Source organism: Vibrio mimicus CAIM 602, from assembly GCF_000338875.1.
Lineage (GTDB): Bacteria > Pseudomonadota > Gammaproteobacteria > Enterobacterales > Vibrionaceae > Vibrio > Vibrio mimicus.
The window spans coordinates 37,717-51,065 of the sequence record NZ_AOMO01000025.1; the positions used below are offsets into that span (position 1 = coordinate 37,717).

Genomic DNA, 13,349 nt, shown 5'->3' on the forward strand with positions numbered 1-13,349 from the left:
CAATTGAAGCGCTTTGTTTCGTTATCTTTGACCCTGATTGTTTCAATATCAACTCTTAACGATGCATTAAGAAACCATAGAGAATCAATTTACACTGTAAACATCTCATACCTTAAAGCGTGCCACCAACTCATACAGCTCATGAGCGCGTCCATTCAAGGTTTGGCTACCTTGGCGGTTTTGATTTGCGAGCGTCGCAGATTCGCTACTTTGATCGGATATCACCACAATACGTTGTGAGATTTCTTGGCCGACGATGCTTTGCTCTTCGGTTGCTGTGGCGATCAGTGCGTTCATGTCCATAATGGTGCCAATGGAAGCTTGGATTTTTTGTAGCGCTTCGGCTGCAGCATTCGCCTCTTGTACGGTAGAAATACTGCGTTGCTGACTTGATTCCATGGCTTTAACTGCTGCATCTGACCCAGACTTTAGCTGTTGGATCATGGTATGGATCTCTTGCGTGCTTTCTTGGGTACGGCTGGCAAGTTTGCGTACCTCGTCAGCAACCACGGCGAAGCCGCGTCCTTGCTCGCCCGCCCTTGCAGCTTCGATTGCGGCGTTCAGTGCCAACAAGTTGGTTTGCTCTGCAATGTCTTGAATGACCGCCAGTGAAGAGGTGATGTTGTTGACATCGCCTTCCAGTTTGGCAATCACGCTACTGGCGTCCGCTACTTCTTCCGCTAGCGACTGAACGGAACGTGCAGCGGCGTTAACGATCTTGTGAACATCGGTTGCGTTGTCTTCGGCATCACGAGCGGATTGAGCGGCATTATTGGCATTGCTTGAAATTTCTTGCGCTGTGGTGGTCATTTCTGTCATCGCGGTCGCCACTTGCTCTGTCTCTTCACGTTGATTGGAAGCCAAGCTATCTACTTGTGCAGCACGTTGACTCATTGCATTGGTTTCTTCAACGACCTGTTGCCCCACCTGATTCACCCGTTTGATGATATTTTGCAGGCTCTCTACAAAGCGGTTGAAGTTGGAGCTCAACTTAGCAAACTCAGGAACACTAAAGTTCTCCATTCGGGCGGTTAAGTCGGCATCTCCACTGGCAAAAGAGCTGATTGAAGCATCGAATAGCTCGAGGGGGCGCATGATGCTGCGGTTGATAAGAATGGCCATGATACTCACCAACACCACAATGACGGCTGTAATACTGCCAAGTGTGTATAACCCATGCTCGAGTTGCTGTTCAGCACGGGCTTCCATGGCGGCTATTTCGGCGTCGACATCATCGGTATAAAACCCAGTACCTATGGTGAGATCCCACTGAGGAAGATAAACGGAGTAACTCAGTTTGGGTAATGGTGTTTGTTCGCCCGGTTTTGGGAAATAGTAAGTTGTGAACTGATCTAATCTGGCGTTTTTGATTAAGTCTCGGATCAGATAGTTACCTTGGGTGTCTTGCATATTCATAAAATTCTCGCCCAATCCATTGGTGGATTTACCCAGTAGTAAGCGAGTGCCTTGAGAATCGTATCCAAAGATATAACCATTTTGTCCAAACTGGATTTCACTTAGCACAGTCAGTGCCTCATCCAGCGATGCTTGGCGTGCTTTGAGTGGATTCAGTGCAGTATCGGCAATCTGTAGATAGGATTTGAGTTCGGCCTGTTTCATTTCCATCATCGCTTCGCGGGTATTGCTCATTTGCTCTTGGCTTAACAGGCGGGTTTCATTAAAGCTAAAGTACATCATACTTAGCGCTATTATGAGCAAAGGCACCAATGAAAGGATGTACAAGCGTTGTCGAATGGTTAGGCTCATAATGGGTACTCAGATAGTTAGTTGTGATGAGAACTTTCTTAATAAGCCTAGTTCAAAAGAGAGGCTTGTGTAGTTTGAGGCAGGAAGTTGTTTGGGTATTCGTCCATTTACCATGCTATACTCTGCGCCCTTTCTGTTCGATAGAGCGACAATCATGAACCTCAAAACCGATATTCAACAACTCAACAATCGCATCGATACTTGCCGTCGTAAGTTGGATGCCGCAAAAAGTCGCGCCGATTCAGAGATGATCAGCAAGTTCACCGATGAATTAGAAACTCTGACTAAGCGATTGAATAGCGTGAAAGGAAAACAAGATTACGATCTGAATAAAATGCGTAAAACGATCGCCGATATGCCTTTCTCGCGTGAACTCACTAAGCTTGAGCAAGCGGATTTGGGTAAGCTGAAAAAGTCGGTGAAAGGCTTGGTGATCGTGCACCCAACCACCAAAATCGGTAAAGCATTGCGTGTCGAAGTGATGACGGGCTTCGCGCCTAAGCCATTCTAAATACGGCAAAGAATCGAGATAAAAAGAGCCAGCGTTTGCTGGCTCTTTTGCGTTTGTTTGACTCAAATTTAGTAGCCCATCAATTGCAATAACTGCTCGGCGGTGTGTACCGCTTCTTTGCGATTGGCGATATTGAGTTTCTGATACAGGTTACGAATGTGCGTTTTAATGGTTGTACCCGCCACATCCAACTCATGGGCAATCTGCTCATTACTGAAACCGGAATAGATAAGCCCAAGCACTTGCCATTCACGCTGCGTGAGTGGGCTGGTGCGCACCAGTTCGGGAATATTCGGATGATTGACCAGCTTTTCCACAAACTCTTCGTCAAAGTGGATGGAGCGGCTGCGTTGAGTCGTTGAGATCTCTTTGAGCAGCAGATGTGCGCGATGGCGCTCCAAATCCCCCAGCTCACCTTTTTGAACCAGTTTCTCCAGCAAATGACCAATTTTGCCACCATCGATCAGAAAGTTACCAATCATGCCGGTTTGGTTGGTCAGGCGCAGTGCTTGTTTTAACTTGTCACTGGCTTGTTGATCATCCCCTTCAGTAATGGCCAAAAGCGCTTCCACAATCAGGTTACGATTGGTATCGGTGACTAACTGATATTTCTGTGCTTGCTCCTGAATAAATTCTAGAGTCGCACGTGCCTCATTCAGTTCACCCAATTGGATCTGCGCGCGGGCGATATTGCGCCACTGCAATTGGAAGAAGTGGTTACACGCTTTATCGGGACGAATGCTGGATTGCAGCCATTGGCGGATCTCGGTGCTGTTCTCTTTGGCTTGCCAGTAGAGCAGCAAAGAGAGCGAAGCATTTGCTGTCCAATCCACATGGTAAGTAGATTGCTTGAGCAGGTGTTGGATCTGCTCAATAAAGCGTCCGGCTTTATCCAGCTCACCTCGGCCAATAGCGATTCTGGCCAGCATGGAATAGCAGTGCAGGTGTTTATTTTGGGAATGGTTTTCTAGCACGCTCAGCCCTTGGTAAGCGGCTTGCTCGGCTTCATCCAAGCGGTTCCAGCACCATAAAATTTGCGCGCGGATGCGCAGCAAAAATTCATGCAACGGAACTTGGTGCAGCTGTTGCTCTTCAATTAACTTGAACGCGTTATCCTGCACTTCGTATGCGGCTTGCACATAACCCTGCGCCAGTAGGATTTCGCTCTGCTGCAGCAGTGCCCACAGAGCTTGGTGATACACCTGATATTGGCGCGCCAGTTTTTCCGTTTGCTGCATCATGGAGAGTGCGCGGCTGAGATGACCTAATACGTGGTTCACTTCGCCAACCACAGAAGTGGCGACAATACGGCTGCGATACGTGGTGTGGTCAAGCTGGCTTAAGGCCAGTTCGGCGAGTTCCAGTGCTTTTTCTGGCTCGTTTTGGTTAATGGCGACTTGCGCACGCAGCGCGTTAAATTCGCCTTGCTCTTTGGTTGAGAGTTCGACGTTAAGCGCTTTCATCTCTTTCGCTGCTTTGGCCAGTAATGCGCTACATCGTTATAGCGGTGCTGACTCTGTGCCAGCCACGCTTGCAGCATGCACAATTTTGGCTCGCTATACAGTTGAGTTGGAGTCAGTTGATTGATGGCTGCTTCCAACACTTCGAGCTCACCTTGGTTAAACATCTTCCAACCAAACTGGCTCAAAATGCTCGCCAGTAGCTCACTATCTTGCGCTGAATGCGCATGACGCAGGGCTTGGTGAGGGGTTGCGGCTTCTAACCATGCTTTGGCGGCGGCGCGTTGCAAATCTTGCTCTTGCTGTGGAATGCGTGCTTGGCGTTGGTGTGCTAAGAATTCGGCAAACAGATTATGGAAGCGATACCAGTTGGTTTCCCCTTCCAGTGGCGAGATAAACAGTCCAAATCGGTTGAGAGACTCAATCATCGCCAAGGCATCATCACGCCCAGTCAAACTACTCACCAAGGCATCGTCAAAATGGTCGAGTACCGAACACTGCATCAAGAAATAGCGTGTTTCATCATCGAGCAGATCAAACACTTCTTCGACCAGATAATCCCAAAGGTGGGCATGATTAAAATGCGAAACCGATTCGATGGTTTGAGCCAGCGTGCGGTGTTGATGCTGCGCTTGTAGAGCGATGAGCTGCATTGCTGAAGGCCAGCCTTCCACATAATCGCGCAGGTGATGGGCGGTCAGTGCATCAATCCCATCGGAAACGCGTTGGTTGAAAAAGCGCGTGGTTTCTTCGGTATCAAAAGCCAAAAGCTCATTGCCGATCTCAATCATTAAATCACGTACGCGCAGATTGGCGGTACCCAAAGGTGGCGTTGAGCGGCTCGTCACCACCAGCGTTAAATTATCTGGCATGTGTTTTAAGAAAAAGCGCATCGCTTCGTGAATGGCTTCATCGCTGATCAGATGGTAATCATCCAGCACTACATAGCATTCGCCGTGGTAGTCAGCCATCTCGGCAAACACTTCACTAAACAGCGAGTGTAGTGAGGAAAACTGACGCTTCTCCGCTAATTTTTGTGCGTTGGGGCAGGCATTGTGGGTCGCTTTATTAATGGCTTGCAGCAGATAGTTCATGAAGCGAAACGGATCGTTGTCGCTATCATCAATACTGTACCAACCCACATTGGGCTTATCCGAAAGCCATTGAGCCGCCATGGTGGTTTTGCCGTAACCCGCCGGTGAGCGGAATAGCACTAATTTGTAGCAGGTGGCGTGTTGCAATAATTCCAGAACACGGGGGCGGACGATGGCGTTATGCAAACGTCCCGGGCGAGTCAGTTTCGAAGGGATCCACATCTTCTTTCTCTCGTCTATTTCAGTCAGAGCCTCATGCTCTTTTAACTTGAAACGCAAGTTTCAAGCGTAGGGTGGAGGTGAATACGCGAGGCGTATCACACTCAGATGGACGAATGTTACTTGAAGTCATTCGGTGCGTTTATAGATCCATACTGAGTTTTCTGGGTCCTTCACGTTTCGCTCACAACTACGCCCCATATTTGTGATTTTCATCACTAATCAATCTTCCTGTGAGCAAGGATATTGTCTAGGCCTCTACGTAATGGAGTGAAACTTCGGTAACAGAAGCAAAATTATTGTGATCTATTTAGCAGAGTGGACAAATGTCATGCTCAGTGTTTTCCGAACTTTCATAAAGCCTAGCTATGGTTAATCGGCGGGTGGTGTGATCCGAATCACTGCTATCTCTGGCTGCACTGAGCATTGATGGGAGCTAGATCACTCACTACCGGACTCCTGCGCCTCTACGCCTTGGTTCCTCCTCCCAATTGATGAGAAAAGTAGGAGGATGTTTTGCCAAAGTCGTAAAGGCAGGATAGAGCTCAGATGGATTAGAACCAAAAAGTGAGAGTTCACAATGAAACCTACTCAACAGAAACAGTTTGACAAGAAGTTGTTCCAAGAAAACGTGAAGCGCCATTTAACCGCGACCTACGCCACGACGGTAGAGCATGCTTCGGCGCGTGCATGGTACTTGGCGATGGGACGAGCCCTTGCTGAATTTACCACCTTTGATTTGCTGCAAACCGAGCAGGATGAACGCATCCTCAATAGTAAAAGTTTGAACTACCTATCGCTGGAGTTTTTGATTGGCCGCTTAACCGGCAACAACTTGATCAGCATGGGTGTGTACGAAGCGGTTGCTCAAGCAATGGAAGAACTCGGCCAAAACCTGACTGACTTACTGGAAGAAGAGCGCGACCCATCATTGGGTAACGGTGGTTTAGGGCGTCTTGCCGCTTGTTTTATGGATTCTTGTGCGGCGCAAGAATTCCCAACCGTAGGCTACGGTCTGCACTACGAATATGGTTTGTTTAAACAGTCTTTCGAAGAAGGCCGCCAAAAAGAAGCCCCTGATGCATGGTGTGGTGTTGAAGGCTACCCATGGGAAGTGGCGCGTCCTGAGCTGAAGCAAGAAATTGGCTTCTACGGCCACGTTGAAGTGGTCAACGACAATGGCAAAGAGCGACGTCGTTGGGTGCCGGGCATGTTAGTGCAAGCCATGCCATGGGACTTGCCGATCGTTGGCTACCAAAGTGATACGGTTTACCCGCTGCGTTTGTGGGAATGTCGCGCAATCGCGCCTTTCTCACTGGAAAGCTTCAACAACGGTAACTACTTTGAAGCGCAGCACGCGTTGATCGATGCAGGCAACATCACCAAAGTTCTGTATCCAAACGACAACCACGAAAAAGGCAAAACCCTGCGTTTGATGCAGCAGTATTTCCACAGTGCAGCATCGGTGCGCGATATTCTGCGTCGCCATGAAGCCGTAGGTCATGCATTGGCGGATCTGCCGAAATACGAAACCATTCAGCTTAACGATACGCACCCAACCATCGCGATCCCTGAGCTGATGCGTATTCTGATCGATGAAAAGCAGATGTCTTGGGAAGCGGCGTGGGCGATCTGTTCGAAAACGTTCGCGTACACCAACCATACTTTGCTGCCAGAAGCATTGGAAACCTGGAGCGAATCGTTGATCCAACGCTTACTGCCACGTCATATGGAGATCATTTACGAGATCAACCATCGCTTCTTGCAAGAAGTGCGTGCCAAATGGCCGGGTGATGTCGCGAAACAGCAAAAGCTCTCCATTATCGAAGAAGGCTTCCACCGTATGGTGCGTATGGCCAACCTGTGTGTGGTCGGCTCTTATGCGGTGAACGGCGTAGCCGCGCTGCACTCTGAATTGGTGAAGCGTGACCTGTTCCCTGAATTTGTTGAGCTCTATCCGGGCAAAATCCAGAACGTGACCAACGGTATCACGCCGCGTCGCTGGCTGAAGTTCTGTAACCCAGATTTGTCTGCGCTCATCTCCGAGAAGATTGGTCAGGAGTGGCCAGCGAAATTGGATCAACTCACCAAAGTGGCACAGTACGCGGAAGATGCCGCGTTCCAAAAACGCTTTATGGAAGTGAAAAAAGCCAACAAAGCGCGTTTGGCCGATTGGGTGAAAGATCACATGGGCATCGAGCTCGATACCAATGCAATCTTTGATGTGCAGATCAAACGTCTGCATGAGTACAAGCGTCAGCACCTCAATATGCTGCACATTTTGTCGCTCTATCACCGTCTCATCAATGATCCAAGCTTTGACATGCATCCACGTGTGGTGTTCTTCGCGGCGAAAGCGGCGCCGGGTTACCACTTGGCGAAAGAGATCATCTACGCCATCAACATGATCGCGCAGAAAGTGAATAACGATCCGCGTATCGGCAACAAACTGAAAGTGGTGTTCATTCCGGATTATCGCGTCAGTATGGCGGAAATCATCATTCCGGCGGCAGATGTTTCTGAGCAGATCTCAACCGCAGGTAAAGAAGCATCCGGTACTGGCAACATGAAGATGGCGCTCAACGGTGCTCTGACCATCGGAACGATGGACGGCGCGAACGTCGAAATTCGTGAAGAAGTGGGCGATGACAACATCTACATCTTCGGCTTAGAAGTGGATGGCGTAGAAGCACTGAAAGCGCGTGGCTACAACCCATACGATTTCTACCATGCCGATCCGCTATTGAAAGCGTCACTGGATCTGCTGGTGGGCGAAGAGTTTACGCCGGGTGCTCCGGGCAAACTGCGTGCAACGTTTGACAGCTTACTCGATGGCGGTGACCCATATCTGGTGCTGGCGGATTTCGCCTCTTACGTGAAAGCGCATGCAGCGATCGACAAACAGTATCGTGACCAAGCGGGCTGGGCGAAGAAAGCCATCCTCAATACCGCGTTAGTGGGCAAATTCAGCTCCGACCGCAGTATCCGTGATTACGTGAATAACATTTGGAAACTGAGCGCGGTTCAGCGTTAAGCCCCTTTGGTGAGTCAGATCCTTCTGGCTCACCTTTTTCTACATACCCTACATAGAAGGGTAAAGCAGTCCCTTCGGAGAGAGCGATGAATCAAGACAATGCATTAAAACAAGTCGCTGAAATGGCAAAAATTGCCGATCGATATGTCAGCGCGTGGGGCAGTGAAGCTCAAGTAGAAGATGACACGATCCGTCATCTTTTGGCGTCTCTTGGCTATGACACCAGCAGCGATGAAGCCCTGCTGCAATCGGCTGAGAAAAAACACAAGAAAGATGTGGTGGATCCGGTACTCGTGGTGCACCAAGGTGCGGCGATTGAAGTGCCGCTTTATCTCGGCGTCAGTGCGCGCGAAAGTGAATTTGATTGGCGCTTGCAGACCGAGCAAGGCGAGGTGCTGGAAGGCTATCTGCAATCACAAATTGTACGTGATGAGCGCGCTGAAGGCGGCCCATTAGTGTTTGCGTTGCCCAATGATCTACCGCTCGGTTATCACACCTTATTGATTGCCCGTAAGCGCCGCAAAGCACCTTACGAAATGGCGCTGATTGTTACGCCACAAGCTTGCTACAAGCAACCAGCCTTGGCACAAGGCAAAAAGCTATGGGGACCGAGCATTCAACTTTATACCCTGCGTACTCAGCACAACTGGGGCATGGGTGACTTTGGCGATTTGAAACAGTTGGTGGCGGATATTGCTTCGCGCGGTGGCGATTTTGTCGGGTTAAACCCGATTCACGCACTATTCCCAGCCAACCCTGAGGGCGCCAGCCCGTACAGCCCATCCTCTCGCCGTTGGTTGAACATTCTGTACATTGATGTCAGCTCTGTGCCTGAGTTCGCACTCAGTGCCGAAGCGCAGCAAAAAGTGGGGAGTCCAGAGTTCCAGCTGCGCCTGCAAAAAGTGCGTGATGCCCATTGGGTGAACTACAGCGAAGTGGCTGAGCTGAAAATGAGCGTGTTACCGCTGTTGTTTGCTGAGTTCAAAAAGCGTCATCTGGATAAACATTCTGATCGTGCTCATGCTTTCTTGAATTTCGTGGAACAGGGCGGTGAGAGCATACTGCATCAAGCGGCATTTGATGCGCTGCATGCCGAGTTGCATGCGGAAGATGCTTCAGTGTGGGGTTGGCCAGTTTTCCCTGAGAAATACCGCCGTTTCGACAGTGCTGCGGTACAAAAATTTATTGATGAGCAGAAAGATCAGGTTCATCTCTACATGTATTTGCAGTGGATCGCTGATGCGCAGATCCATGAAGCGCAATCATTAGCGGAAGAGAAAGGCATGGCCGTTGGCCTGTATCGCGATCTCGCGGTTGGCGTGGCCGATTCTGGCAGCGAAACCTGGGCCGATCAGGGCAACTTGCTGCAAGATGTCAGCATTGGTGCGCCGCCAGATGTGCTTGGGCCTTTGGGGCAGAACTGGGGTTTACCGCCACTCAATCCGCAAGTGCTGCAAGCGACTGCGTATGACGCCTACATCAAATTGCTGCGCGCCAATATGAAGCACTGCGGCGCCTTGCGTATCGACCATGTGCTTGGTTTGCTGCGCTTATGGTGGATCCCGAAAGGTGAAAACGCCACCAAAGGCGCGTACATCTACTATCCAGTCAAAGATATGTTAGCGATTTTGGCTCTCGAATCTCACCGCCACCAGTGCAGTGTGATTGGTGAAGATCTGGGAACCGTGCCGGATGAAATCGTTGAGCTACTGCGTGATGCGGGCGTGCATTCGTACAAAGTGTTCTTCTTTGAAACGTCGAAGGAAGATGGCGGTTACGTTTCTCCGGCGCATTACGCGGAGCAATCGATGGCGGCACTCTGTACCCATGATATGCCAACCCTACGCGGTTTCTGGCACTGTGATGATCTCAAAATGGGACGTGAAATTGGCCTCTATCCGGATGAAGAGCAGCTGCAAGGTTTGTTTGACGATCGCCTGAAATCCAAACAAGGCATTCTCGATTCTGTGGCTTGGCACGGTTATTTGCCAGCCGGAGTGGGGCGTGATGCCACGCAGGTTCCGATGGATTCCTACCTGAGCGAAGCACTGCAACTGCATGTAGCGGCAGGTTCCTCCGCGCTACTGAGTGTACAGTTGGAAGATTGGCTAGAGATGGATAAGCCGGTCAATATTCCGGGAACGGTGAACGAATACCCGAACTGGCGACGTAAGCTCTCCATGAATCTGGACGAGATTTTTGCGCGCGAAGAAGTGAACCGCATTGCGGCTCGACTGACTGAAGTCCGCGGTAAAGCCAGCCAATAAGGAACTCAGTGACCAATTTCTTAACTATGACCCAAAGAAGTTGAGGGTTGGTCACTCTTTCCTCCTTGATAAGTCCGGTAAGATGGACACACGCTTTGCCCGCGGTTTGCGGGCTTTCTGCTATACCCAAACAACTTAAAGATATAGACCCAGAACCACACAAATCTTTAAGCCGGAAGGGAATGTTTCGCTAGCTAGGTTAGGAGTTAGGTTTGAAGATCACAAAAAAGCCATTTAAGGCTGAACGGATTTATGATCAGTTAGCGCGTGCTGCGTTTGCTGATCCCTTTTCATTTTTAGGCCCTTACATTCCCGCAGAACAAGGCGCATTGCGGGTCTGGATGCCGGGAGCAAATAAAGTTGAGCTGGTGGTTGAAGGGGAACCACGTGTTGCGTTAGAGCGTGAAGGTGAAGGCGGCTTTATTCTGAAAGATGGCCGTAACCTGCGTTTTACCCGCTACCAATTGGCTGTTGATTGGGAAGGTACTGAACAGTTACTGGACGATCCGTACCAATACCACACCATTTATGCCGAATACGATGATTTGCACACACCGAAGCAGATGTATCACCACATGGGTGCGCAATTTGTCACTTTAGAACGCGATGGCGAAGATGTCTCAGGTGTACGCTTTTTGGTGTACGCTCCTCACGCCGCAGCGTGCAGTTTGATTGGCGCATTTAACCAGTGGGATGGACGTCGTCACCCAATGCAACGCCTTGATTACGGCATTTGGGGGATTTTTATCCCCGGCTTACTGGAAGGCACTCAATATAAATTTGAGTTGAAAGGTCCACACGGAGAAGGCTTACCGCATAAAGCCGATCCGTGGGGTTTTTATGCCGAGCAATACCCTTCTTTTGCTTCCGTCACATACGATCATCAAAGCTATCAGTGGCAAGACAGTGCATGGCAGCAACGCCCTGTGACCGAAAAGCGTAAACAAGCGCTCTCGTTTTATGAGCTACATGTTGGCTCATGGAAGCGGGGCGAAAACGGCGAGTTCCTCAATTACCGTGAATTGGCCGATCAATTGGTGCCTTATCTGGCTGATATGGGCTATACCCATGTTGAGCTGATGCCCGTGGCGGAGCACCCATTTTATGGCTCTTGGGGCTATCAACCGGTTGGTCTGTTTGCGCCCACTAGCCGTTACGGTTCGCCAGATGATTTCAAATATTTTGTCGATTTGTGTCACCAAGCGGGGATTGGTGTGGTGCTTGATTGGGTGCCTGCACATTTCCCATCAGATTCTCACGGTCTGGCCAATTTTGATGGCACGCCGCTATTCCATGATCCGGATCCACGCCGCGGCTGGCACCAAGACTGGAATTCTTATATCTATGATCTAGGTCGTGAGCATGTACGCCGTTTCTTAGTTGCTAATGCGCTGTATTGGTTTGAGATGTTCCATATCGACGGTATTCGTGTTGATGCAGTGGCTTCGATGCTCTATCTCGATTATTCGCGCAGTCACGATCAATGGATCCCGAACATTGATGGCGGGCGTGAAAACTACGACGCCATCGCCACCTTTAAGTGGATGAACGAGGAAGTGTACAAACACTTCCCGAATGCGATGACGATCGCCGAAGAATCGACGGCTTTCCCCGGTGTTTCTGCGCCGACCTTTATGGGCGGGTTAGGTTTTGGCTTTAAGTGGAACATGGGCTGGATGCACGATAGTTTGTCGTACATTAAAGAAGATCCGGTTCATCGCAAATATCACCACAATACCCTGACTTTTCCGCTGATTTACGCGTTTAGTGAAAACTACGTGCTCTCTTTGTCACACGATGAAGTGGTGTATGGTAAGCGCTCACTCATGTACAAGATGCCGGGTGACGAGTGGCAGCAAACCGCCAACTTGCGTGCTTACTTGGGCTATATGTATGGCCAGCCGGGTAAAAAGCTCAACTTTATGGGCACCGAGTTAGGGCAGACCGCCGAGTGGAATCACGATGGTCAGTTGCAGTGGTTTTTGACTCAGTTTGAACGCCATGCTGGGGTTCAGCGCCTAGTGCGTGATTTGAACCATCTGTACCAATCACAAGCCGCACTGCATCAGCTTGACTGCGATCCGCGTGGCTTCGAGTGGCGTTTGCAAGATAATGCCGATCTCAGTGTGATCGCCCATGAGCGTATGGATGAAGCTGGCGATCGCGTGTTAGTGATCACCAACTTCACACCTGTTCCGCAGCAGGAATTCCGCTTAGGTGTTCCCAAAGAGGGGCGTTACCGCCTGCTACTCAATACCGACGCCAAGCAATACAATGGTAGTGATTACTCTGTGTTGCAGGAAGTCAGTAGCGAAGCCGTGGGCAGTGAAGGCTTAGATCAATCCCTGTTATTGCGTGTTCCTCCGCTTGCGACGCTGTTTTATCAGTGGATGGCGGAGTAAGTCTCGCGACTTTTCGATATTTCCTCATCAAACAATCAACCGCTACGGCGGGTTGGTTTTTTATCGCCGATGGTGGGATTTTTCAGAGAGATCGGTTTTCGCTCTGCCGAGACTTTTTGCCCACCAAGCAAGATCTTGCTCAAGGACAGGCAGGTTTTTGCTTTATTGATGGAGATGATTGAATAACACATTGATTTTAAATGGCAAGTAAGTTGGCATCGACCTTGCTCTTTCTATGGCGACGGTGCGCTTAGCGCGTTAACGCTTTCATTTTATTTAATGATTTTTTAGAAAGGAAATAGCCATGCCAACTCCATGTTATATCTCTATCGATGGCCAAACTCAGGGCCTTATCACTGCGGGCGCATGTACTGCAGACTCTATCGGTGATTCATTCGTTGAAGGCCACGAAGATGAGATGCTGGTGCAACAGTTTGACCACGTCGTGACCGTACCGACTGACCCACAATCTGGTCAGCCTTCAGGCCAACGTGTGCACAAGCCATTCAAATTCACTGTCGCGCTGAACAAAGCGGTTCCTCTGCTGTACAACGCACTGTCTTCAGGTGAGAAGCTGAAAACCGTTGAGCTGAAA

The 13,349-nt window shown here is 49.7% G+C and carries 5 protein-coding genes and 2 pseudogenes; 5 read left to right on the forward strand and 2 right to left on the reverse strand.

All coding sequences use genetic code 11. The features are described from left to right. Positions 1–105 precede the first annotated feature (105 nt). A complete protein-coding gene (locus D908_RS12260; RefSeq protein ID WP_005523794.1) occupies positions 106–1,767 on the reverse strand; it encodes a methyl-accepting chemotaxis protein in 1,662 nt (553 codons plus the stop codon). A 154-nt stretch (positions 1,768–1,921) separates the two neighbouring features. Between D908_RS12260 and D908_RS12255 the strand changes: the two genes are divergently transcribed. Further along, entirely contained in the window at positions 1,922–2,278 is a 357-nt protein-coding gene (locus D908_RS12255; protein ID WP_005523795.1) for a YibL family ribosome-associated protein, read from the forward strand. 68 nt (positions 2,279–2,346) lie between these two features. Here the strand turns inward: D908_RS12255 and malT are convergent. After that, positions 2,347–5,054: pseudogene (malT, locus tag D908_RS0119155) on the reverse strand (HTH-type transcriptional regulator MalT). Positions 5,055–5,631: 577 nt separating this feature from the next. Between malT and D908_RS12250 the strand changes: the two are divergent. The 4 genes and pseudogenes from D908_RS12250 to hcp-2 all read left to right on the forward strand — a co-directional run. Continuing rightward, positions 5,632–8,085 (forward strand): glycogen/starch/alpha-glucan phosphorylase, encoded by a 2,454-nt coding sequence (locus tag D908_RS12250; RefSeq protein ID WP_005523796.1) that lies wholly within the window; start codon positions 5,632–5,634, stop codon positions 8,083–8,085. 86 nt (positions 8,086–8,171) lie between these two features. Continuing rightward, positions 8,172–10,352: a 4-alpha-glucanotransferase gene (gene malQ / locus D908_RS12245; RefSeq protein ID WP_005523797.1), complete on the forward strand. Its 2,181-nt coding sequence runs from the start codon at positions 8,172–8,174 to the stop codon at positions 10,350–10,352. Between the two features lie 212 nt (positions 10,353–10,564). Then, on the forward strand, positions 10,565–12,754 hold the full coding sequence (glgB, locus tag D908_RS12240) for a 1,4-alpha-glucan branching protein GlgB (RefSeq protein ID WP_005523798.1): 2,190 nt from the start codon (positions 10,565–10,567) through the stop codon (positions 12,752–12,754). Positions 12,755–13,058: 304 nt separating this feature from the next. Next, positions 13,059–13,349: pseudogene (gene hcp-2, locus D908_RS12235) on the forward strand (type VI secretion system effector Hcp-2); the annotation flags it as partial.